Here is a 21847-nt window from a genome sequence, read left to right as displayed (position 1 = left end):
GCGGTGGGTTGACGTCCGTCGGTGACGTTGCCTTGTGGCGTGAAGAGGGGCTGCCGGGCCGCTGTGCGAAATGCTCAGGAGGCTCGGTGGCCCGTCTTCTTCTCCGCGGTCTTTTTCGCCGTGCCGCTCTTCGCGGTGGTACCCCGGGCCGTGGTCTTTTTGGCCACGGCCTTTTTACTCGCATCTTTGCTCGACTCGGTGGCTTTTTTCGCGCGCCCGGACGACGTGGATTTCGCCGCCGCCTTCGCGGGGGCGCCTTTCCCGCTCGCCGAATCGATGGACGCCTGGAGGGCCGCCATCAGATCGATGACATTGTCGGGCGCGGCCGTGGTCTTCTTCCGGGGCGCCGGCCGGTGATCCAGATGAGCGCTGATGAGCTCGCCGAGGGCGATCTCGTACTCGTCCTCCAGCGTGTCGAGGTCGAAGTCCTCCGACAGCGTGTCCATCAGGCTCGTGGCCATCTTGAGCTCCTGCGGCCGCACGGTGACCGAGGAGGACGGGGCGAGGCCCTGGCTGTCGCGGATCTCGTCCGGCCAGTACATGGTGTGGAGGACCAGCAGGTCCTCGTGGACCCTCAGCAGGGCCAGCGACTCCCGGGTCCGTAGCGCGATCTTGGTGACGGCGACCCGCTCGGTCTGCTTCAGTGTCTCCCGCAGCAGGACGTACGGCTTGTCGGCGGCCGCGCTCTCCGGGGCGAGGTAGTAGGCGCCGGAGAGCCGCAGTGCGTCGATGCGGTCGGCGTCGACGAACGCCAGGACGTCGATGAGCTTCTTGCTCGGCAGGGGCAGGCCCGCCAGCTCGTTCTTGGTGACGACGGCCGTGTTGCCCTCGTCGTCCTCGTAGCCCTTGGCGACGTGCTCGTAGTCGATCTCCTTGTCGCACGCGTCGCAGACGCGCTTGAGGTGGATGCGGCCGCCGTCCTCGTCATGGACCTGGTGCATTCTGAGCCCGTGCTCCTGGACGGCGGCGTAGAGCCGTACGGGCACGGAGACCAGGCCGAAGCCGATGGCGCCCTTCCACATCGTCCGCATGGATCCGTCCCTCCGCGGGGAATTCCTACCTTATGCCCGACTCATCGGACCGGCAGGTGGTGGAGGTCGAGGGCCACAGGCTGGCCCTGTCCCACCTGGACCGGGTGCTCTTCCCCGGGTCGGGGCACACCAAGGCGCAGCTGCTGCGGTACTACGCCCGGATCGCCCCGGCGCTGCTGCCGCACGCCCGCGGCCGGCCCGCCTCGTTCGTCCGTGCGCCCGAGGGCCCGGCGGGGCAGAGCTGGATCGCCAAGAACCCGCCGGGTGGCTCCCCCCACTGGGTGCCCCGTGTGCCGGTGGAGCACCGGGAGGGGCTCACCGAACAGATCGTGCTGGACTCCACGGCCGCGCTGGTCGCCATGGTGAACCTGGGCGCGTACGAGGTGCACGTGCCCCAGTGGACGGCCGGGGCGGGCCCGGACGGGCACGACCGCCTCGTCCTTGACCTGGACCCCGGTCCCGGCACCGACCTCGTCGTCTGCTGCCGGGTGGCCCAGCGGCTGCGCCAGCTGCTCGACGCCGACGGGCTCACCGCCTACCCGGTGGTCTCCGGGTCCAAGGGGCTGCACCTCTACGCGCCCATCCGGCCCGCCTCGGGCCGGGCCGCCTCCCGGTATGCCAAGGAACTGGCCGGGCGCATGATGAGCGAGCACCCCGGGCTGGTGGTGGTCTCCATGGCGCGGGCCGAGCGCCGGGGCAAGGTCCTCATCGACTGGTCGCAGAACGCGAGCGCCAAGACGACGGTGGCGCCGTACTCCGTACGTCTGACACCGGACCGTCCGGGTGTCGCCGCGCCGGTCGGCTGGGACGAGGTCGCCGGCTGCACGGACCCGGCCGGGCTGACCTTCGGCCCGGAGGAGGTCCTCGACCGCGTCGCCGACCACGGCGACCCGCTGGCGGGGTTGGGGGGAGGGCGCGGGCGCGCGCCGCTGCCGTGAGCCGAGGGCGCCCCGGGCCCCGGATGCCGGCCCCGGCGGGCCCGACCGGCCGCGGGCCCGACCGGCCGCGGGCCGGGGCGGCGCCTACGCCAGATCCGTCAGATCCGGCCGGAGCCGGTGCCACGTGGGGTGGCGGAGCCGTCCGGACGCCGTCCAGCCGCTGAAGACGACCTCGGCCACCAGCCGGGGCTCGGCCCAGTGCACGGTCGGTACGTCGACCGGGCCCGCGAACGGGGAGTCGGGCCGCTGGACCACCGTCAGATAACGGGCCAGGTCGGCGCGTTCGCGTTCGGCGAGGCCCGAGCCCACGGAGCCGATGTAGCGCAGGCCGTCGGGCTCGCGCAGTCCGGCCAGTACCGCGCCGGGCAGGCCCGTCAGCCGGCCCTGGCCCTCGGTCCAGCCGCCGATGAGGACGTCGATCGTGATCACGTGCTTGGTCTTGCGCCAGTCGGGTGACCGGAGACCCGGCGCGTACCGCGAGGTCAGCCGTTTCGCGATCACGCCCTCGAAGCCGCTGCTCAGGGTGGCGTCCCAGGCCCGTCTGCCCTGGCCCTCCAGGTAGGCGGGCACCGACCAGTTCGGGCCGCCGATGCCCAGCCCCGAGAGCACGGCCCGGCGCTCGCGGTAGGCGAGCTCGGTGAGGAGGACGCCGTCGAGGTACATGATGTCGAAGAGCATCAGATGCACCGGGTACTCCATCGCCAGGTGCGCCGCGCGGCGTGGGTTGGCGACGCCCATCCGGCGCTGGAGCAGCCCGAAATCGGGGCGGCCCTCCGCGTCCAGGACCACGATCTCGCCGTCGAGCACCACCGGCCGGCCGTGCAGTTGTTCGCCGAGCGCCTGGAGTTCTGGGTAGGTGCGGGTCGCGTCGTTGCCCGTGCGGGTGACCAGGCGCAGGGTGCCGTCGCCGGGCGTGTCGACGACGCAGCGCACGCCGTCCCATTTGACCTCGAAGGCCCAGTGGGCGTCCTCGCCCTCGACGGGCAGCGGCCCGGGGGAGGCCAGCATCGGCTGGATCGAGGGGCGCTCGGGCAGCGGGGCGTTCACTTCGAACCGGCCCAGTCCAGCAGGCGGTCCGCCGGCCAGGTGGTGATGACCCGGTCGGCGGGCACGCCGCACTCCTCGGCGCGGGCGCAGCCGTGGATCTGCCAGTCGAGCTGGCCGGGCGCGTGGGCGTCGCTGTCGATGGCGAACAGCACGTCCGCGTCCAGGGCCCGGCGCAGCAGCCGGCGCGGCGGGTCCAGTCGCTCGGGGCGGGAGTTGATCTCCACTGCGGTGCCGAAGCGGGCACAGGCGGCGAAGACCATGTCCGCGTCGAACTCCGACTCCGGCCGCCCCCGCCCGCCGTGCAGCCGTCCGGTGCAGTGCCCCAGGACGTCCACGAGGGGGCTGGCGACGGCGGCCACCAGCCGCCGGGTCATGGCCGGCGCTTCCATCCGCAGCTTGGAGTGGACGGAGGCGACCACCACGTCCAGCCGGGCCAGCAGCTCCTCCTCCTGGTCGAGCGCGCCGTCGGCGAGGATGTCGCACTCGATGCCCGTCAGCAGCCGGAAGCCGTCGCCCAGCCTCGCGTTCACCTCGGCGACCACGTCGAGCTGCCGCCGCAGCCGCTCCGGGGACAGCCCGTGGGCGATCGTGAGCCGGGGGGAGTGGTCGGTGAGCGCGGCCCATTCGTGGCCGAGCGCGCGGGCGGCGCGGGCCATCTCCTCGATGCCGCTGCCGCCGTCCGACCAGTCGGAGTGGAGATGGCAGTCGCCGCGCAGTGCCTTCCGCAGGGCCAGCCCGCCCTCGGTGAGCGGGCCGCCCGTCTCCTCCTCCAGCCGCGCCAGATAGCCGGGCTCCCGGCCCGTGAGGGTCTCGGTGACCACGCCGGCGGTGCTGGGGCCGATGCCCTTGAGCGCCGTCAGGGAGCCGCCGGCCGCGCGCCGCCGCAGCTCCTCGTCCGGCAGCTCGCGGATCACGGCGGCGGCCGTCCGGAAGGCCTTCACGCGGTACGTCGGCGCCTGTGAGCGCTCCAGCAGGAACGCGATGCGCTCCAGCGCCTCCACGGGCTCCATGGCACCACCTCCACACCACCACCGTGCGGTACGGGGGAGCGGCGCGCATGTGTTCCGGGCGCGCGCGGTATGGGCAGAGCATGCAGTGCGTGCACTGTCCCCACCGTGGCGGAGAAGGAGCGGGCATGAGCGATGCGCACAGTGACGACGGTGCCGTTCCCGGGCGCCGGGCCGTGGTGCTGGGCGGCGGAATGGCGGGGATGCTGGCCGCCTCGGTCCTGGCGGACCACGCCGACGAGGTGGTGGTCGTCGAGCGGGACCGGTTGCCGTCCGGGGCCCTGCCCCGCAAGGGGCTGCCCCAGGCCCGGCACGCGCACCTGATGCTCGCGGGCGGGGCACGGGCGGTGGAGTCGCTGCTGCCCGGGATCACCGACCGGTGGCTGGCCGGGGGCGCCCGGCGGGTGGCGCTGCCGACGGCGCTGGTGTCGCTGTCGTCGCAGGGCTGGCTCCCCCGTACGCCGGAGGCGCAGTTCCTGATCTCGTGCAGCCGGGACCTGCTGGACGCGGTGGTACGGGAGCGGGTGCTGGCCCATCCGCGGATCACGCTGCGGGAGGCCGGTGAGGTCCGTGGGCTCCTGGGTGACGCCCGGCGGGTGACGGGCGTGCGGATCGGCGAGGTGGGCGCGCGCGAGGCGCGGCCGCTCCCGGCCGCGCTGGTCGTCGACGCGACCGGGCGGGGTTCGCAGGCCGCGCGGTGGCTGACGGAGCTGGGGCTCCCCGCCGTCCGGGAGGAGACCGTCGATTCGGGCCTCGTCTACGCGACCCGCCTCTTCCGGGCGCCCCCGGGCGCGGAGGACTTCCCCGTCGTGAGCGTCGCTCCCCGCCCGGACGCGGCTCTGCCGGGCCAGGGCGTGACGATGCATCCGGTGGAGGGCGGGCGGTGGCTGGTGACCGTGTCCGGCACGAGGGGCGGTGAACCGTCGCGGGAGGCTGGGGAGTTCGAGCCGTTCGCGCGCCGGCTGCGGCATCCGCTGGTGGCCGATCTCATCGCCCGCGCGGAGCCGCTCACGGAGGTGCGGCTCAACCGCTCCACGGTGAACCGGCGCCGCTACTTCGAACGGATGGCTTCCTGGCCGGGCGGTTTCGTCGTCACGGGGGACGCGGTGGCGGCGTACAACCCTGTCTACGGGCACGGGATGTCGGTCGCCGCGCACGGCGCTGTCGCCCTGCGCGAGGTCCTGGCGGGGCAGGTCCTCGGCGATCCGCGGCTGGCCCGGCGGGCGCAGCGGGCGGTGGCCCGTACGGTGGACGGGCCCTGGGCGATGGCCGTGGGCGAGGACATCCACTACCCGGGCGCGATCGGGGAGCGGCCGCCGGCCGCGGCGCGGCTGCTGCGGGGCTATGTCCAGCGGATGATGCTCACCGCGACCGTGGACCCGGCCCTGACCCGGGCCATGGTGGATGTGATGACCTTGTCGGCGCCCCTGTCGGCGCTGTTCACGCCGGGGGTGATGGCGCGGGTGGCACGTGGGCCCCGGCGGCTGCCGCCGACGGGGCCGCCGATCACGGCGGCCGAGCTGGCTCGGGCGGGTGTGGCGGCGGCCTGACGCCTGGACGGCGGCGGCCTGACGCCTGGACGGCGGCGGCCTGACGCCTGGACGGCGGCGGCCTGACGCCCGTCGCTGAGCCGGCCGGGGCTGGTCCGCTGAGCCGGCCGGGGCAGGTCCGGGGAGCCGGCCGGGGTTGGTCCGGCGCCCACCAGCCGCCCGACAGCGGCCTTCGGGCGCGGTGTCCGCCCGGTGCCTGGCTTGTCGGCCTGGCGTTCGCCCCCGCTTCAGCGGGCAGGTCGGCACCGCCGGGTCGCGCTCGTGTGGCCGATCGCCGTCGCGGCGGGGGGACAGGCCCCTGCCCCTCCCCCCGGCCACCGCCGGGAGGCGCCCCCACTTCCCGTTTCCCGGAGGCAAGCCCCCGGCCCCCCCCCGGGGGGGCCGGGGCGGTGCTCATGCGCCTCACGGCCGTGCCAGCCGCGCCGGCGGCAGATACTCCCGTACCAGCGTCCGGTGCCACCAGCAGCCCGTCTCTCTGAGCTCGCGCCAGGTCGTGAAGCGGTAGAGGTACAGGCGGGCGCGGACATGGGTGGGCGGGGCGGTGGGGAAGGGATTGTGGCGCAGCAGGCGCAGGGTGGCAGGGTCGGCCGTCAGCAGGCGTTCGACGAAGGGGCCGAACCATTCGCGGGCGTAGCCGGGGGAGATCCCGGCGAACCACATCAGCCAGTCGAGGCGCAGGTGGTACGGCGCGAACTGGCGGGGGAGCCGGCGGGGGTCGCCGGGCTTGCCCCTGAAGCCGTACTCCTTCCACACCGTGTCCTCGGTGAGCCCTTCCTCATCCGTTCCCTCGACGACGACCTCGTAGCGGCTGCGATTGATGCTGCCGAAAGCGCCGTACGTGTTGACCAGGTGGAAGGCGTTGAAGGACATGTTCATCCGCTGCCGCGCGGACAGCAGATTCCGCACCGGCCACCAGCTCAGCACGGCCACCAGAGCAGCGGCGGCAAGCACCAGCACCTCGAACCAGAGCGGGGCGGGTGCCGCCGGGGCGTGCCGGGGGAGGCCCAGCAGCTCGGCCAGGGCCGTGCCGTCGACGGCGGAGAGGGCGAGGACGATCGTCAGCCAGTTGAGCCAGGAGAAGTTGCCGGAGGCGACGAGCCAGAGCTGGGTACAGATGATCAACCCGGCGGCGACGCTCGCCACCGGCTGCGGGGTGAAGAGCCCGAACGGTACGACCAGCTGGGCGACGTGGTTGGCGGCCGTCTCCACCCGGTGCAAGGGCCTGGGCAGCCGGTGGAAGAACCAGCTCAGCGGCCCCGGCATGGGCTGGGTCTCGTGGTGGTAGTACAGGCAGGTCAGATCCCGCCAGCAGGGGTCGCCGCGCAGTTTGATCAGCCCGGCGCCGAATTCGACGCGGAAGAGCAGCCAGCGCGTCAGCCACAGCGTGAGCACGGGCGGGTCCGTCCGGGTGTTGCCCAGGAAGACGGCCAGGAAGCCGGCCTCCAGCAGCAGGGACTCCCAGCCGAAGCTGTACCAGGTCTGGCCCACGTTGACGATCGACAGATAGAGCACCCACAGCGCGGCCCACATCGCCATCGCCGCGCCGAGCGGCACGGCGTCGGCCGCGCCCGCCACGACCGCGGCCGACAGCAGCGCCCCCGTCCAGGCCCACGCGGCGAAGAAACGGTCGGAGTAGTGGAACTGGAAGACGCTGGGTGCCCGGCGCGGCGGTACGTACGCGACGTACTGGGGGACCGGCAGCATGCCCCGCTCGCCGATGAGCGCGCGGAACTGGAGGGCCGCCGAGACGAAGCCGACCAGGTAGATCGCGGCGAGCGCCCGCGTCAGGAACAGCCGGCTCAGCCAGTACCCGGATGCCGTGAACCACTCCATGGCGCCCTCCGTACCGCTTGCGTCCCTCCGGACCATGCAGTCACATCGAAGAAATCGAAGAAACAGACAAAAGATGGCAGGGTGACTCTATGGTTGATCGGGGAGCGACGCCTGCCGCCGTACCGCCGCCGGACGACTGGCCCGCCCGCCCGGAGACGGTGCTCGCCCTCAATCGCATGGGCGGCTTCGACTGGGACCTGATCAGTGGACGGCTGCACCTGGACCCGCAGGCGCTGGAGCTCCTGGAGGTGCCGCCGGAGCGGTTCCACGGCCGGATCACCGATCTGTCGTACCGGGTGTCGCGCCCCGACGCCGCCCGGCTCGACAGCATGGTGGCCCGGGCGCTGAAGGACGGCAGCGAGAGCTACGGCGGCTACTACCTGGTCCGTTCCGACGACGGCTCCCAGCGCTGGACCTACACCCAGGGGCACATCCGGCGCGACGCCGACGGGCGGCCCTGCCGGATCATCGGCATCGTCCGTGACGCCACCGAGGAACTGGGCCGGACCGGGCCCCGTGAGACCGACGAGGAGCGCCGCCACCAGACGACGGTCGTGGAGACCACGACGGCCGCCCTCGCGCACGCCCGGACAGTCCAGGACGTCATCGACTTCTTCCGGGACGCGCGGGCCGTCGAGCACCTCGGCTCCGATCTGCTCGTCCTGGGCCTGCTCGAGTCCGGCCGCATCCACCTCGTCGCGGAGGGGCCCTCGGAGCACTTCATCCCCGGCACCCGCTACACGCGTATCGACGACAACTTCCCGATGAGCGAGGTGATCCGCACCCTCTCGCCCCGGTTCATCGAGTCGCCCGAGGAGTTCTCCACCCACTACCCCTGGCTGTGGGAGCGCATCAGGGACATCGGCATCTGCTCCGCCGCCTACCTCCCGCTGATCGCCCAGGCCCGGCCCATCGGCGCGCTGGGGCTGCTCTACCGCGAGGCGCGCGGCTTCACCCAGCAGGAGCGCAACCTCTACATCGCGCTGAGCAGCAGCCTGGCGCAGGCCATAGCCCGGGCGATGCTCTTCGACCAGGAGCACGACCTCGCCGAGGGCCTCCAGCAGTCCATGCTGCCGCGCCGCATCCCCGACGTTCCCGGCGCGCAGATCGCGGTGCGCTACCGGTCGGCCCGGATGGGCCGGGACATCGGCGGCGACTGGTACGACGCCATCCCGCTGCCCGGCGGCCGGGTCGGGGCGGTCATCGGCGACGTCCAGGGCCATGACACCCACGCGGCCGCCGTGATGGGCCAGCTGCGGATCGTCCTGCGGGCGTACGCCACCGAGGGGCACGCGCCCGCCACCGTCATGGCCCGCGCCTCGTCCTTCCTCCACGAGCTGGACACCGACCGCTTCGCCACCTGCACCTACGCGGAGGCCGACCTCGCCACCGGGCTCGTCCAGCTGGTCCGCGCCGGCCATGTGGACCCCATGCTGCGGCACGCCGACGGCACCTGCCGCCGGCTGCCCGTCTCGGGCGGGCTGCCGCTCGGCCTGTCCGCCGAGTTCGGGCGGCTGGACTACCCGGTGACGACCGTCGAACTGGACCCGGGGGAGACCCTGCTGATGTTCACCGACGGCCTGGTCGAGCAGCCCGGCTCCGATCTCGACGAGGGCATGCGACGGCTCGGCGCCCTGGTCCGCGAGGGCCCCTACGACCTCCACAAGCTGGCCGACCTGCTGTGCGGCGTGGTCGGGGAACGGATGGGCGAGGACGATCTGGCCGTCCTGCTGCTGCGCCGCCAGGGCCCGGCCGCCCGCGGCGGCGGACGGCTCCAGCAGCACATCGCCCCCGCCGACCCCGAGGCCCTCTCGGCCGGGCGGCACATGATCCGCGCCGCGGTACGGGCGTGGGGCGCGCGGGAGCGCTCGGACGAGATCGAGCTGGTCGCCGACGAGTTGGTGACCAACGCCCTGCTGCACACCGACGGCGCCGCCGTCGTGACGATCCGGATGCTGACCGGGCCCGAACGGCGGGTGCGGGTCGAGGTGGAGGACAAGTCCAGTGCCCTGCCGCGCCGCCGGGAACCCGGAGAGGCGGGGGTGTCCGGGCGCGGGCTGCTGCTGGTGGACCGGCTGGCCGACGTCTGGGGCGTGGAGCCGCGCGGAACCGGCAAGTCCGTCTGGTGCGAGTTCGTCGTGCCCGACCGGCACACGGCCTCGGACGACGGCGACTGAGCCAGGGCCGGGGCCGGGGCCGGGGCCGGAGCCGGTTGTCCGGGAGTTCGTGCCCCATACACCTTCCATTGCAAAGGAATTGCAAATTCCGGTCTTTTCGGATCAACTATTGACGCATTCCCAACTGACGGATCGTCGAAAAGGCCGAAACCGATGGGCACCCCCCGCCGCCACCCCCTCCGCCGCAGAGCCGTCCAGCTCCTGGGCGTCGTCTCCCTCGCCCCCGCCGTGCTGCTCACCGCCCAGGCCGGTCCCGCCGGGGCCTTCGGCACCGTCAGCGCGTTCGGGCAGCACGCCGAACACGAGGCGATCACCCGCGCCGCCCTGGCCTGCGCCCCCGGCACCCGGTCCGACGGCACCTGCTTCGAACCCCGCTCCCTGGACCAGCTCGCCGGCCACAAGGGCACCTTCGGCGCGGTCGGCGCGCCCGACACCGACGAGATCGTCGTCCCCGCCGCCCACTGCGACAACGCCGACTTCCTCGCCGCGCCCGGCTACCCGCGCGACCGCGCCGACGCCACCCGGCAGCTGCTGACCTGCATAGCCAGGCTCCAGACCCGCTTCACCGAAGGGGTCACCGCCGCCGGCGGCACGACCGCAGCGGACGGCACGGTCGCCCCGGGCGAGACCGACCTCACCAAGGACTGCACCTTCACCCTCGGCATCCGCGGCCGTGACAAGTGCGAGGCCATCGAGGGCCTGGGCCGCGCCCTCCACGGCGTCCAGGACTTCTACTCGCACAGCAACTGGACCGACAAGGCCGCCGACCGCCCCCTCGGCAAGGACAACCCGCCCGGCCTCGACCGCACCGGGCCCGCCCCGCTCCTCGTCCTCGGCACCGGCCGCCCGCCCGCCGCCACGGCCGTCCCCACCGACCTGACCACCGGCTGCTTCTCCCTCCTCCCGCTCGGCTGCGTCCGCCACGTCCAGCACGCGGGCCTCAACAAGGACACCGGCGTCATCGACCCGGCCACCGGAGCCACCAGCGGCCCCACCACACCCCGCGGCAAGGTCGCCGGGAACTTCGACCGCGCCGTCCACGCGGCCGTCGCCGACACCCGCCGCCAGTGGGCCGACTTCCGCGCCGCCCTGACCGCCAAGTACGGCAAGGACCGCGCGGAGACCATCGGTTGCGCCCTCACCCACGACACCCCCGCCCGCGACTGCGCGCCCAAGGGCTGAACACCGCGGCCCGCCGGGAACCGGTCCACCGGGAAGAGGCCAAGGTCACAACGGTTGCCCCTGCTGCGGAACGCACCCGCTCACTAGCCTTCCCACCATGACGGTCCTGCCCGACGACGGCTTCCACCTGGCTGCCGAGTTCCCGGACGCGTCCCGTGAGCAGTGGCAGCGCCTCGTCACAGGCGTGCTGAGCAGAACGGGCACCGCGGCCGAGGGACCGGCGGCCGAGGACGCACTGGCCACCGCGCTCCAGGACGGGCTCGCCACCCGTCCCCTGTACACCGCCGACGACGGCGGCACGGTGCCCGGCCCGCCCGGCTTCCCCCCGTTCGTCCGCGGCGGGCGACCGGAGGGCACCGCGCTCACCGGCTGGGACGTACGCCAGCACCACGGCGGCCCCGACCCCCGGCGGGCCAACGACGCCGTCCTCGCCGACCTCGAGAACGGCGTCACCTCCCTGTGGCTCGCCGTCGGCGGCGCCGGACTGCCCGTCGAGGCCCTCCCCACCGCCCTGGACGGCGTCTACCTCGACCTCGCCCCCGTCGTCCTCGACGCGGGCGAGGAGTTCGAGCCCGCCGCGCGGAAGCTCCTCGGCCTGTACGCCGAGCGCGGCCTGCCGCGCGACGCGGCCGCCGGCAACCTCGGCGCCGACCCCCTGGGCACCCTGGCCCGCACCGGTACCGAAGCCGACCCCGCCGAGGCCCTGGACGCCGCCGCCCGCCTCGCCGCCCTCTGCGTCCGCGACCACCCGCGCCTGCGCGCCCTCACCGTCGACGCGCTGCCTCACCACGAGGCCGGCGGATCGCCCGCCCAGGAACTGGGCGCCTCCCTGGCCACCGGCGTCGCCTACCTCCGTACGCTCACCGCCGCCGGGCTCACCGTCGACGAGGCCTGCTCCCAGCTGGAGTTCCGCTACTCCGCCACCGCCGACCAGTTCCTCACCATCGCCAAACTCCGCGCCGCCCGCCGGCTGTGGGCCCGCGTCGCCGAGGTCAGCGGCGCGGCGCCCGCCGCCCGCGCCCAGCGCCAGCACGCCGTCACCTCCTCGGTGATGATGACCCGGCGCGACCCCTGGGTGAACATGCTCCGCACCACCATCGCCTGCCTCGGCGCCGGCGTCGGCGGCGCGGACGCCGTGACCGTCCTGCCCTTCGATACGGCCCTCGGCCTGCCCGACGCCTTCGCCCGCCGGATCGCCCGCAACACCTCCTCGATCCTGCTGGAGGAGTCCCACCTGGCCCGGGTCGTCGACCCGGCCGGCGGCTCCTGGTACGTGGAACGGCTCACCGACGAACTCGCCCACGCCGCCTGGGCCTTCTTCCAGGACCTCGAACGCGCCGGCGGCCAGGCCGCCGCCCTGCGCTCCGGACTCCTCGCCGAACGCCTCGCCGACACCTGGCGCACCCGCTCCGCCGACCTCGCCACCCGCCGCGAACCCATCACCGGCGTCAGCGAGTTCCCCCACCTCGGCGAACAGCCCGTCCACCGCGAACCCGCCCCGCCCGCGCCCTCCGGCGGACTGCCGAAGGTCCGCCGCGACGAGGCGTACGAGGCGCTGCGCGCCCGCTCGGACGCCCACCTCGCCGCCACCGGCGCCCGGCCCCGCGTCCTCCTCGCGGCCCTCGGCCCCGCCGCCGCCCACACCGGCCGGGTCACCTTCGCCGCCAACCTCTTCCAGGCGGGCGGCATCGAGCCCGTCACCCGCCAGGTCACGGCGGAGGAGGCCGCCGACGCCCTCGCGGCCGAGGGCGCCACGGCCGCCTGCCTGTGCTCCGGCGACGCGCTCTACGCCGAGCAGGCCACGGCCGTCGCCGCGGCGCTCAAGGGCGCCGGCGCCACCACCGTCCTCCTCGCCGGAAAGCCCAAGGGCGAACTGCGGGAAGACTTCTCGCGGGCGGGAGTCGACGCGTTCGTCTTCGCCGGCGGCGACGCCGTCGCCGTCCTCTCCTCCGTCCTCGACCGCATGGGAGTGGCGTGATGCGGATCCCCGACTTCTCCGGCATCGACCTCGGACCGGCCGCCACCGGCCCCGCCGACCCCGGAGCCTGGCGCGCCGCGCTGAAGGAGAGCACCGGCAAGAGTGCCGAGGACCTCCTCTGGGAGACCCCCGAGGGCATCGGCGTCAAACCCCTCTACACCGCCGAGGACCTCGACGGGCTGGACTTCCTCGCCACCTACCCCGGCATCGCGCCCTACCTGCGCGGCCCGTACCCGACGATGTACGTCAACCAGCCGTGGACCATCCGGCAGTACGCCGGCTTCTCCACGGCCGAGGAGTCCAACGCCTTCTACCGCCGCAATCTGGCGGCCGGTCAGAAGGGCCTGTCCGTCGCCTTCGACCTGCCCACCCACCGCGGCTACGACAGCGACCACCCGCGCGTCACCGGCGACGTCGGCATGGCGGGCGTCGCCATCGACTCCATCTACGACATGCGGCAGCTCTTCGACGGCATCCCGCTCGACAGGATGACCGTCTCCATGACCATGAACGGCGCGGTGCTGCCCGTCCTCGCCCTCTACATCGTGGCCGCCGAGGAACAGGGCGTACCGCCCGAGAAACTGGCCGGGACCATCCAGAACGACATCCTCAAGGAGTTCATGGTCCGCAACACCTACATCTATCCGCCCCGGCCCTCGATGCGGATCATCTCCGACATCTTCGCGTACACCTCGCAGAAGATGCCGCGCTACAACTCCATCTCCATCTCCGGCTACCACATCCAGGAGGCCGGGGCCACGGCCGACCTGGAGCTCGCCTACACCCTCGCCGACGGCGTCGAGTACCTCCGCGCCGGCCAGGGCGCCGGCCTCGACGTGGACGCCTTCGCGCCCCGCCTGTCCTTCTTCTGGGCGATCGGCATGAACTTCTTCATGGAGATCGCCAAACTCCGGGCCGCCCGGCTGCTGTGGGCCAGACTCGTCAAACAGTTCGACCCCAAGAACACCAAGTCCCTGTCGCTGCGCACCCATTCGCAGACCTCCGGCTGGTCGCTGACCGCCCAGGACGTCTTCAACAACGTGGCGCGCACCTGCGTCGAGGCCATGGCCGCCACCCAGGGCCACACCCAGTCGCTGCACACCAACGCCCTCGACGAGGCGCTGGCCCTGCCCACCGACTTCTCCGCCCGCATCGCCCGCAACACCCAGCTGCTGATCCAGCAGGAGTCGGGCACCTGCCGGGTCATCGACCCCTGGGGCGGCAGCGCCTACGTCGAACGGCTCACCCACGACCTCGCCCGGCGCGCCTGGCAGCACATCCAGGAGGTCGAGGCCGCCGGCGGCATGGCACAGGCCATCGACGCCGGCATCCCCAAGCTCCGCGTCGAGGAGGCCGCGGCCCGCACCCAGGCCCGCATCGACTCCGGGCGCCAGCCGGTCATCGGCGTCAACAAGTACCGGGTCGACAGCGACGAGCAGATCGAGGTCCTCAAGGTCGACAACTCCTCGGTGCGCGGCCGGCAGATCGAGAAGCTGCGCCGCCTGCGCGCCGAGCGCGACGAGACGGCCTGCCAGGACGCCCTCCACGCCCTCACCCGCGCCGCCGGAGCCGGATCCGGCCCCGGCCTGGACGGCAACCTCCTGGCCCTCGCCGTGAACGCCGCCCGCGCCAAGGCCACCGTCGGGGAGATCTCCGACGCCCTGGAGAAGGTCTACGGACGGCACGCCGGGCAGATCCGTACGATCTCCGGCGTCTACCGGGAGGAGGCCGGCATGTCGTCCGGCGTGGAGCGCACCCGCGCGCTGGTCGAGGCGTTCGAGCGGGAGGACGGGCGCCGCCCGCGCATCCTGGTCGCCAAAATGGGCCAGGACGGCCACGACCGCGGCCAGAAGGTCATCGCCACCGCCTTCGCCGACCTCGGCTTCGACGTGGACGTCGGCCCGCTCTTCCAGACGCCCGCCGAGGTCGCCCGGCAGGCGGTCGAGGCGGACGTCCATATCGTCGGCGTCTCCTCGCTGGCGGCCGGCCACCTCACGCTCGTCCCGGCGCTCCGCGAGGAGCTGGCCGAACAGGGCCGCGAGGACATCATGATCGTCGTGGGCGGGGTCATCCCGCCGCAGGACGTCCCCACGCTCCGTCAGATGGGCGCCGCCGCGGTCTTCCCGCCCGGCACGGTCATCCCGGACGCCGCCCACGACCTGCTGAAGACCCTCGCCGGGGTCCTCGGCCACGAGCTGTGAGCGCCCATGGCGTCCCCCGTGCGCAAGGCCATTGACCTCGACGCCTACGTCAAGGGCGTGCTGGACGGCAAACGGGCGGCCATCGCCCGCGCCATCACGCTCGTGGAGTCCCGGCGCGCCGACCACCGGGAGCTCGCCCAGCGGATGCTGACCGAGCTGCTGCCGCACTCGGGCGGGGCGCGCCGGATCGGCGTCACCGGGGTGCCAGGCGTCGGCAAGTCCACCTTCATCGACGCCTTCGGCACCATGCTCACCGGCTTCGGCCACAAGGTCGCGGTGCTCGCCGTCGACCCGTCCTCCAGCCGCACCGGCGGCAGCATCCTGGGCGACAAGACCCGGATGGAGCGGCTCGCCGTCGACCCGGCGGCCTTCGTACGCCCCTCGCCGACCGCCGGCACGCTCGGCGGGGTCGCCAAGGCCACCCGCGAGACCATGGTGGTGATGGAGGCCGCCGGCTACGACGTGGTCCTGGTGGAGACCGTCGGCGTCGGCCAGTCGGAGACCGCCGTCGCCGACATGGTCGACACGTTCCTGCTGCTCACCCTGGCCCGCACCGGCGATTCGCTCCAGGGCATCAAGAAGGGCGTCCTGGAGCTCGCCGACGTCATCGCCGTGAACAAGGCGGACGGACCGCACGAACGGGACGCGAAGGCAGCGGCCCGTGAACTGTCCGGGGCGCTGCGCCTGATGCACCCCCACGACGCCGCCTGGAACCCGCCCGTCCTCACGTGCAGCGCCCGCGAGAGCACCGGCCTGGACACCCTGTGGGAGCGCGTGGAGGCCCACCGGGGCGTCCTGGAGACCACCGGCGGCCTCGCCGCCCGCCGCCGGGAGCAGCAGGTCGACTGGGTCTGGGGCATGGTCCGCGACCGGCTCCTGGCCGAGCTGCGTGACCACCCCGACGTCCGCGCGCAGGCCCCCGGCCTGGAACAGCGGGTGCGCGAGGGGACTCTGACAGCGGCCCTGGCCGCCGAGCGACTGCTGGAGGCGTTCCGTCCGCTCCGCTAGACGGGAGGCCGCCGCCCGGTGCGGAGCACCCTCGCGCCCATGACATCCTGAGCCGTCACGCCCCGCCGGGGCGGGCACGGCGGATGTCGGGATTACGAGGATGATGCAGCACATGAGACTCTGCTTCCTGGTGGAGGAGCAGTACCGGTACGACGGCATGCCGGTGGACGTGATCCGCCAACTCACCGCCTGGGGACACCGGGTGGACGTGCTGCGGCCGGGCGGTTCGCTGATCCGGCTCTCCGAGACCGTGCGCTCCGGGCACCACGACGCCTGGGTGCTCAAGACCGTGTCCGGCGGCCCAGGGCTCACCCTCCTGGAGGGCGCCGCCGCCGTGGGGCTCACCACGGTCAACGACGCCCGGGCGATCCGGGGCGTACGGGACAAGGCGCTCGCGGCCGTGATCGCCGAGGCCCGGGGACTGCCGGTCCCCGTGACCTACGCCGCCACCCGCGCCGAGGAGTTCGCCGAGCTGCCCGCCGACGCCTTCCCGCTGGTGGTCAAGCCCGCCGACGGCAGCTCGGGACGGGCCGTGCGGCTCGTCCCGGACGCCGGACACCTCACCGACCCCGCTGCCGAACCCACCGGGGACGGCCTCCTGATCGCCCAGCCGTACGTCCCCAACTCGGGCGTCGACCTCAAGGTGTACTGCCTCGACGGTGAGCTGTACGCCACCGAGCGTCGCAGCCCCCTCCACCCGGACCGGCCGCCCACGGAACGCCACGTACCCCTCGCGCCCGAGGTCGCGGCCATCGCCACCGAGGTGGGCGCCGTCTTCGGCCTCGACCTCTACGGGGTCGACATCGTCCTCGGCCCCGACGGCCCCGTCGTCGTCGACGTCAACGACTTCCCCAGCTTCCGCCAGGTGCCGGACGCCGTCGCCCGGGTGGCCCGGGCCGTCCTCCGGCTGGCCGAGGCGGGCGGCACCGCCCACGTACTGCCGATGCCCCGCCCGGCGCTGACCGCGCCCGCGCGCGCGATCGGCGGCAACGCATGAGGATCTGCCTGCTCACGCCCGACCCGGACCACCCGCTGCTGGCCGCGACCACCGCCCTGCTGACGCCCCACCATCAGGTGGAATGGCTGGATCCGCAGGGCTGCGACGACTTTCCCGAGAGGTTCCCCGACCCTTCGTCCCTCGCCGACGTCTACCTCCTGAAGACCCGCACCCCCCGCGCCCTGGCCCTTGCCCGGTACCTGGAGACCCACGGCGCGCCCGTGCTGAACTCCGCCTCGGCCACCGCACTCTGCCAGGACCGCACCGCCATGGCGGACGTGGCCCGCCGCGCCGGACTGCCGTTCGTGGCCACCCGCACCGAGCCCTCGCTCGCCCCCCTGGTGGCGGCCGGGGAGCCGGCGACGCCCGTCGTGGTCAAGAGCCGCCACAGCCGCCGCCACGACCTGGTCGCCCGGGTCGACGACGCCGCACGGCTGCGGGAGCTCGCCGCCCGCTGGCCGGACGAGCCCGTGGTCGTCCAGCCCTTCGCCCCCAACGACGGCTGGGACCACAAACTGTGGGTCGTCGCCGACCAGGTCTTCGCCGCGCTGCGCCGCTCCGAGCTGGCCGACTCCGTCCCCGGCGAACGCACCCGCACCTTCGGCCCCGGCGAACTGCCGGCCGGATGGGCGGACCTGGCCCGGCGGGTGGGCGAGGTCTTCGCGCTGGACGTCTACGGCGTGGACCTGCTGGACGCCGGGGGAACACCGGTGATCGTCGACATCAATGCCTTCCCGGGCATCCGGGGACAAAGCGGAGCCCCCGAGGCCCTGGCCGCGCTGGCGCTGCGCACCGCCGCGGGCAGCCGCCGGCCGCGCGTTCCGGCGGCCCCGTAGGCCCGTACCGGCCGGTATCCGGAACTTCCTTCGAAGTTTCCGGTCCATGACTCTCGCTGTCGCGACGGTCCGGGCCGATACTGCGGACGCTCCGTCGTCCGCGGTACCCGGAGGAGAGCGCCATGCTTCACGGCATCGATGTCAGCAGCCACAACAGCGCGAGCTACGCGGTCCAGGGACTGGACTTCGTATTCGTGAAGGTGACCGAGGGCACCTCGTACACCAATCCCAAGTGGGTGACCCAGCGCAACCGGGCCCGGAACGCCGGGCTCGTCGTCGGCTACTACCACTACGTCACACCCGGCTCGATGTCCGCCCAGGCCGGCTACTTCCTCGACAAGATCGCGTTACGCGCGGGCGACGTGCTCGCCCTCGACTGGGAACACCCCGACGTCTGGTGCCTGGACAAGGACCGCTGGCTGGAGGACGTCAAGGACGCGGCGCCCGCGCACCGCGTCGTCCTCTACTGCAACCGCGACTACTGGTTCAACCGCGACACCACCGACAACGCCGGCGACGGCCTGTGGGTGGCCGACCCGGACCACGCCCCCGGCCGCCCGGCGGTCCAGCACCCGTGGACCTTCCACCAGTACAGCTGGGCCGGCGGCCTGGACCGCAACGTCGCCCGCTTCGACACCCGCGAGGCACTGCGGGAGTGGGCGGGCGCGTAGGGCGCGCACGAGGACGGGCCCGGCCGCCCGCCGGGGTCCGTCCGGACCCGTCAGCGTGCCCTTCCACGCGGCTTGAGGGATGTCGGCGGAAGTTCCGGGGCCCTCAGCGCGGGACCGTCGTACCCCCGCACCGCGCCGAACCGGGCCCCCGTCGCCCACGCCTCGCGCGCCTCGGCGATCTCCTCGTGCGTACGGCCCACGAAGTTCCACCACATCACGATCCGCTCCTCGAACGGTTCCCCGCCCAGCAGCATGAACGCGCTGTCCACATCGGCGCGCAACGGCAGCTCGGACCGGCCGCAGCCCAGATACAGCATCGACCCGGGCGCCGGCCGCACCCCGTCCACCTCCGCCTCGCCCGACATCGTCAGCGCCGCGTACTCGAAGTCCGGCCGCACCGGCAGCCGTGCCGAGGTCCCGGCGGCCAGGAAGACGTCCGCGCCGACGATCGGGGTGAACGCCGTCGCCGGGGAGACCGCCCCGTCCAGCTCGCCCATCAGGACGGTGGCGCTCAGCCCGTTCCCGCCCGTCACCCGGGGCAGCTCGGCGTGGTGCTCCCACATCGGCGCCGTGTGCCGGTGCTCGTCCGGCAGCGCCACCCACAGCTGCGCCCCGTGCAGCAGGGGAGCGTGCTCCCGGGGGGACTCCTCCGAGTGGGCGATGCCCCGCCCGGACGTCATCAGCCCGAGTCGCCCCGGCCGCAGCGTCCGAAGGCTGCCGAGGCTGTCGCGGTGCAGCACCTCCCCGTCGTGCAGCCAGCTGACGGTCTGCAACCCCATGTGCGGGTGCGGCGGCACCTGCATCCCGGGCTCCCCGGCGATGTCGTCGGGGCCGTAATGGTCGACGAACGCCCAGGCGCCGACCATCCGCCGGCCCATGCTCGGCAGCAGGCGGCGGACGACCGTGCTCTCGCCGAGCGGGACGTTCTTGGCGGGCAGCAGGTCCCGCACGGGACGGCCGGTGACGTCGGCGCGGCCGCCGCAGGTGGCCGGCGCTGGATGGAGGTCGAGGTTGCTCATGCCGGCACTCTTCCACCGGGCGGGCCCGGTATCCACCGGGCGGCGGCCGGGTGGTTCACGCGGCGCTTCCGCTTCGGGCCGAGGGGCGGCGCCGTCCTCGTCCTGTGCCCCGCCTCACCCGCCCAGCGCGCTCAGCCCCGGTACGAACGTCACCAGCACGGGGACGACCGGCACCAGTGCCGCCATCGCCGTGAGGCGGAGCCGCTGGAGGGCCGTCAGCCGGGGCGCGGGGGCCAGCAGACGGTCGACCCGGTCCGGGAGCCGCGAGACCCCGGCCGGACAGGGGCCGAACACGCCCCGGTCCTCGTTGAGTTCGACCAGCGCGAGCGCGGTCGTCAGCCGGCCGAAGCGCCGGGAGGCCGAGTCGTCGGCGGCCAGCTCGACCAGGTGGTGCATCTGGTCACGGAAGGCCGCGAACACCGGCACCCGCGGAAAACCCTTGGCCAGCGCGGAGGAGACATGCAGCAGCCAGTCGTGCCGGGCCCGGGCGTGCCCCTGTTCGTGTGCGAGGACCGCGTCCAGCTGGGAGCCCTTCAGCCGCCGCAGCGCCGCCGTCGTGATGACCAGCCGGGGCGCGGCACCGCCCCGCAGCAGCCACGCCTCGGCCCGCTCGCCCTCCAGCACCACGAGCCGCTCACCGCCGCGCTCCTCCCCGGGCAGCAGGGGCGCGCGGACGAGCAGGTCCGCGCGGCGCCGTCGGCGCCGGGACCGGGCGGTCCGGATCTCGTGGGTGAGCATCGCCGCCGTCCGGACCGCCCCGCAGGCGAGGACGACGGCCAGGGGAGCGGCCCAGGTGCCGTACCCGCCCAGGGCGTACGCCTCCATCACCCCGCGCGGCGCGGGCGCGAACACATGACCGCGCACCGCCGCCCACGCGGCGGCCGCGCTCAGCGCCATGGCCAGCGCACAGCACAACAGCACGGCGGCCACGGCGCATTGCCACACGAGCAACGCGAGCACGGGTTCCCGGCCGGGCCAGTCGGCACGTGCCAGCACACGCGGCGCCAGCGCCGCGACCAGGCCGCCGAGGACCAGCAGCGCGAGCGGGACCATCATGGGCGTCAGCCTATGAGGGCCGCGCCGTGCCCGGATACGGGCACCGCGGCGAAGTGACACAGGACACGCGGCCCGTGGTCCGGCTGTCACACCGTCCTGTCACATCGCCCTGTCACATCGTCAGGAGCATGACCAGCATCCCTATGGCCATCGACAGCCGGCACGCCGTGGCCACCCCGGCTTCGGCGGGCGGTTCCGGGCGCGCCGCGCCGCCCCGCGCCACCGGCGCCCCGGCCGGGACGGGGACGACGCCCGCCGCCGTACGGACGACGTACACCGCGAAATACACCAGCAACAGCCCGGTGAGCAGCGGCGTCCCGGCCGGCGGGTGGTCCGCGCCGGTGTGGCCCGCGTGGGTGCCGGCCGGGACGACCGCCATGGCGAGGGCCATGTAGACCATCGCGAAGGCGCCCACCGCGTGGTGCAGATGATGGGGGCCGGGATCCGCGCGGGCGGCGGTCAGGGCGTGCAGCCCCATCGCCCCGAACAGCGCGGCGAAGAGCGCGTGACCCCAGGGCGGGGTGTCCAGGACGGCCGTGGGCACGGCCATGGCCGCCATGCCGAGGGCCATGACGGCGTCGCCCCCCGCGACCGCGGCCCGGCGCTCCCCCGCCGCGCCGGGCCGCGCCCGCAGAAGGCAGTACACGCCCGCGGCGGCGCACAACGCGACCAGTGACCAGCCGACCAGCGGCGGTCCGTGCACGGCACACCTCCCCACGCGGGCCTGCCTCCGGATGATGCCCGGGCCGGACGCCGCACATGGGAGCGCACAGGCGCACGGCCGTAGCACGGACGGGCTCGTACGCGCGCCCGCGCAGCGCCGGTGCGCGACCGCGGTGCGCCGGGCGGGGGAGGCTCGGGGCGAGCGGGACGGGGGAGTGGGGCGGGGGAGTGGGAGGGGGGAGTGGGAGGGGTGTTCAGATGGCCGGCCGGTAGCGGATCGGGTGCCCCTCCGGTACCTCCACCACCGCGATGCGCACGCCGTCCGGGTCCGCGATCCACATCTCGATCAGCCCCCACGGCTTCTTCTCCGGCGGCTCCAGCACCACCACGCCCCGCTCCAGGAACTCCGCGTACGCCGCCGCGGCGTCCGCCACCTGGAACCAAAGCTCGAGCCCGGGCGCGGGAGGGGTCTGCGACCTGCCCGACACCTCCAGGAAACCGCCACCCAGGAAGTAGACGACACCGCGCTCCTCTCCGGTGCCGAACTCCCGGTAGACCGCGAGCCCCAGGGTCTCGCCGTAGAACCGCCGCGACCGCTCGGGATCGGTCGGTCTCAGTAGCAACCTGCTGCTCAGTACATGCACCATGCCCGC

At 73.8% G+C, this 21847-nt stretch carries 18 protein-coding genes; 10 read left to right on the top strand and 8 right to left on the bottom strand.

Going from position 1 to position 21847, the window contains the following annotated elements; all coding sequences use genetic code 11:
• Positions 1-74 precede the first annotated feature (74 nt).
• Entirely contained in the window at positions 75-1031 is a 957-nt protein-coding gene (locus AB0E98_RS16515; RefSeq protein WP_361702755.1) for a Ku protein, read from the bottom strand.
• Between the two features lie 32 nt (positions 1032-1063).
• Between AB0E98_RS16515 and ligD (AB0E98_RS16510) the strand changes: the two genes are divergently transcribed.
• Entirely contained in the window at positions 1064-1969 is a 906-nt protein-coding gene (ligD, locus tag AB0E98_RS16510) for a non-homologous end-joining DNA ligase (RefSeq protein ID WP_361702753.1), read from the top strand.
• A gap of 84 nt (positions 1970-2053) precedes the next feature.
• On the opposite strand, the gene ligD (AB0E98_RS16505) is transcribed toward ligD (AB0E98_RS16510), so the two are convergent.
• Positions 2054-2977: a non-homologous end-joining DNA ligase gene (gene ligD / locus AB0E98_RS16505; protein ID WP_361702805.1), complete on the bottom strand. Its 924-nt coding sequence runs from the start codon at positions 2975-2977 to the stop codon at positions 2054-2056.
• Positions 2978-3012: 35 nt separating this feature from the next.
• A complete protein-coding gene (locus AB0E98_RS16500) occupies positions 3013-4026 on the bottom strand; it encodes a PHP domain-containing protein (RefSeq protein WP_361702751.1) in 1014 nt (337 codons plus the stop codon).
• A gap of 125 nt (positions 4027-4151) precedes the next feature.
• Between AB0E98_RS16500 and AB0E98_RS16495 the strand changes: the two genes are divergently transcribed.
• A complete protein-coding gene (locus AB0E98_RS16495; protein WP_361702749.1) occupies positions 4152-5573 on the top strand; it encodes an FAD-dependent monooxygenase in 1422 nt (473 codons plus the stop codon).
• 402 nt (positions 5574-5975) lie between these two features.
• Here the strand turns inward: AB0E98_RS16495 and AB0E98_RS16490 are convergent, their stop codons facing one another.
• Positions 5976-7406 (bottom strand): lipase maturation factor family protein, encoded by a 1431-nt coding sequence (locus AB0E98_RS16490; RefSeq protein WP_361702748.1) that lies wholly within the window; start codon positions 7404-7406, stop codon positions 5976-5978.
• A gap of 89 nt (positions 7407-7495) precedes the next feature.
• On the opposite strand from AB0E98_RS16490, the gene AB0E98_RS16485 reads away from it, so the two are divergent.
• From AB0E98_RS16485 to AB0E98_RS16450, 8 genes are all read left to right on the top strand, one after another.
• Positions 7496-9583 carry a SpoIIE family protein phosphatase gene (locus tag AB0E98_RS16485; RefSeq protein WP_361702747.1) on the top strand — a complete coding sequence of 696 codons (2088 nt, stop codon included), beginning with the start codon at positions 7496-7498 and terminating at the stop codon, positions 9581-9583.
• 153 nt (positions 9584-9736) lie between these two features.
• Positions 9737-10765, top strand: coding sequence for a CinY protein (locus AB0E98_RS16480; protein WP_361702746.1), 1029 nt, complete (start codon positions 9737-9739; stop codon positions 10763-10765).
• A gap of 97 nt (positions 10766-10862) precedes the next feature.
• Positions 10863-12743, top strand: a complete 1881-nt coding sequence (locus AB0E98_RS16475) for a methylmalonyl-CoA mutase subunit beta (protein WP_361702745.1) — start codon at positions 10863-10865, stop codon at positions 12741-12743.
• Positions 12743-14944: a methylmalonyl-CoA mutase gene (gene scpA / locus AB0E98_RS16470; RefSeq protein WP_361702743.1), complete on the top strand. Its 2202-nt coding sequence runs from the start codon at positions 12743-12745 to the stop codon at positions 14942-14944. Before AB0E98_RS16475 ends, scpA begins: the two co-directional genes overlap by 1 nt.
• 18 nt (positions 14945-14962) lie before the next feature.
• Positions 14963-15952 carry a methylmalonyl Co-A mutase-associated GTPase MeaB gene (gene meaB, locus AB0E98_RS16465; protein WP_361702741.1) on the top strand — a complete coding sequence of 330 codons (990 nt, stop codon included), beginning with the start codon at positions 14963-14965 and terminating at the stop codon, positions 15950-15952.
• 112 nt (positions 15953-16064) lie between these two features.
• A complete protein-coding gene (locus AB0E98_RS16460) occupies positions 16065-16949 on the top strand; it encodes a hypothetical protein (RefSeq protein WP_361702739.1) in 885 nt (294 codons plus the stop codon).
• On the top strand, positions 16946-17785 hold the full coding sequence (locus AB0E98_RS16455) for an alpha-L-glutamate ligase (protein ID WP_361702738.1): 840 nt from the start codon (positions 16946-16948) through the stop codon (positions 17783-17785). Before AB0E98_RS16460 ends, AB0E98_RS16455 begins: the two co-directional genes overlap by 4 nt.
• Before the next feature lie 122 nt (positions 17786-17907).
• Positions 17908-18456, top strand: a complete 549-nt coding sequence (locus tag AB0E98_RS16450; RefSeq protein ID WP_361702736.1) for a GH25 family lysozyme — start codon at positions 17908-17910, stop codon at positions 18454-18456.
• Positions 18457-18506: 50 nt separating this feature from the next.
• On the opposite strand, the gene AB0E98_RS16445 is transcribed toward AB0E98_RS16450, so the two are convergent.
• The 4 genes from AB0E98_RS16445 to AB0E98_RS16430 form a co-directional block, all read right to left on the bottom strand.
• Positions 18507-19475, bottom strand: a complete 969-nt coding sequence (locus AB0E98_RS16445) for a pirin family protein (protein WP_361702734.1) — start codon at positions 19473-19475, stop codon at positions 18507-18509.
• A gap of 114 nt (positions 19476-19589) precedes the next feature.
• Complete coding sequence (locus tag AB0E98_RS16440; protein ID WP_361702733.1) at positions 19590-20531, bottom strand: M56 family metallopeptidase; 942 nt, start codon at positions 20529-20531, stop codon at positions 19590-19592.
• A gap of 112 nt (positions 20532-20643) precedes the next feature.
• On the bottom strand, positions 20644-21234 hold the full coding sequence (locus AB0E98_RS16435) for a DUF5134 domain-containing protein (RefSeq protein WP_361702731.1): 591 nt from the start codon (positions 21232-21234) through the stop codon (positions 20644-20646).
• A gap of 214 nt (positions 21235-21448) precedes the next feature.
• A complete protein-coding gene (locus tag AB0E98_RS16430) occupies positions 21449-21841 on the bottom strand; it encodes a VOC family protein (protein ID WP_361702730.1) in 393 nt (130 codons plus the stop codon).
• Positions 21842-21847 lie beyond the last annotated feature (6 nt).

Source organism: Streptomyces sp. NPDC037389, assembly GCF_040636475.1.
GTDB lineage: Bacteria > Actinomycetota > Actinomycetes > Streptomycetales > Streptomycetaceae > Streptomyces > Streptomyces hesseae.
The sequence above is the reverse complement of the archived record's forward strand: the minus strand, read 5'-3'. Positions and strand labels throughout refer to the sequence as shown.

Excerpts from the sequence above, each read along its gene's own strand:
- AB0E98_RS16515 (WP_361702755.1), bottom strand. The coding sequence starts at position 1,031 with ATGCGGACGATGTGGAAGGGCGCCATCGGCTTCGGCCTGGTCTCCGTG.
- AB0E98_RS16480 (WP_361702746.1), top strand. The coding sequence starts at position 9,737 with ATGGGCACCCCCCGCCGCCACCCCCTCCGCCGCAGAGCCGTCCAGCTC.
- ligD (WP_361702805.1), bottom strand. The coding sequence starts at position 2,977 with ATGCTGGCCTCCCCCGGGCCGCTGCCCGTCGAGGGCGAGGACGCCCAC.
- AB0E98_RS16495 (WP_361702749.1), top strand. The coding sequence starts at position 4,152 with ATGAGCGATGCGCACAGTGACGACGGTGCCGTTCCCGGGCGCCGGGCC.
- AB0E98_RS16500 (WP_361702751.1), bottom strand. The coding sequence starts at position 4,026 with ATGGAGCCCGTGGAGGCGCTGGAGCGCATCGCGTTCCTGCTGGAGCGC.
- AB0E98_RS16490 (WP_361702748.1), bottom strand. The coding sequence starts at position 7,406 with ATGGAGTGGTTCACGGCATCCGGGTACTGGCTGAGCCGGCTGTTCCTG.
- AB0E98_RS16445 (WP_361702734.1), bottom strand. The coding sequence starts at position 19,475 with ATGAGCAACCTCGACCTCCATCCAGCGCCGGCCACCTGCGGCGGCCGC.
- AB0E98_RS16440 (WP_361702733.1), bottom strand. The coding sequence starts at position 20,531 with ATGATGGTCCCGCTCGCGCTGCTGGTCCTCGGCGGCCTGGTCGCGGCG.
- AB0E98_RS16475 (WP_361702745.1), top strand. The coding sequence starts at position 10,863 with ATGACGGTCCTGCCCGACGACGGCTTCCACCTGGCTGCCGAGTTCCCG.
- AB0E98_RS16460 (WP_361702739.1), top strand. The coding sequence starts at position 16,065 with ATGAGACTCTGCTTCCTGGTGGAGGAGCAGTACCGGTACGACGGCATG.
- ligD (WP_361702753.1), top strand. The coding sequence starts at position 1,064 with ATGCCCGACTCATCGGACCGGCAGGTGGTGGAGGTCGAGGGCCACAGG.
- AB0E98_RS16455 (WP_361702738.1), top strand. The coding sequence starts at position 16,946 with ATGAGGATCTGCCTGCTCACGCCCGACCCGGACCACCCGCTGCTGGCC.
- scpA (WP_361702743.1), top strand. The coding sequence starts at position 12,743 with ATGCGGATCCCCGACTTCTCCGGCATCGACCTCGGACCGGCCGCCACC.
- AB0E98_RS16430 (WP_361702730.1), bottom strand. The coding sequence starts at position 21,841 with ATGGTGCATGTACTGAGCAGCAGGTTGCTACTGAGACCGACCGATCCC.
- AB0E98_RS16485 (WP_361702747.1), top strand. The coding sequence starts at position 7,496 with ATGGTTGATCGGGGAGCGACGCCTGCCGCCGTACCGCCGCCGGACGAC.
- AB0E98_RS16450 (WP_361702736.1), top strand. The coding sequence starts at position 17,908 with ATGCTTCACGGCATCGATGTCAGCAGCCACAACAGCGCGAGCTACGCG.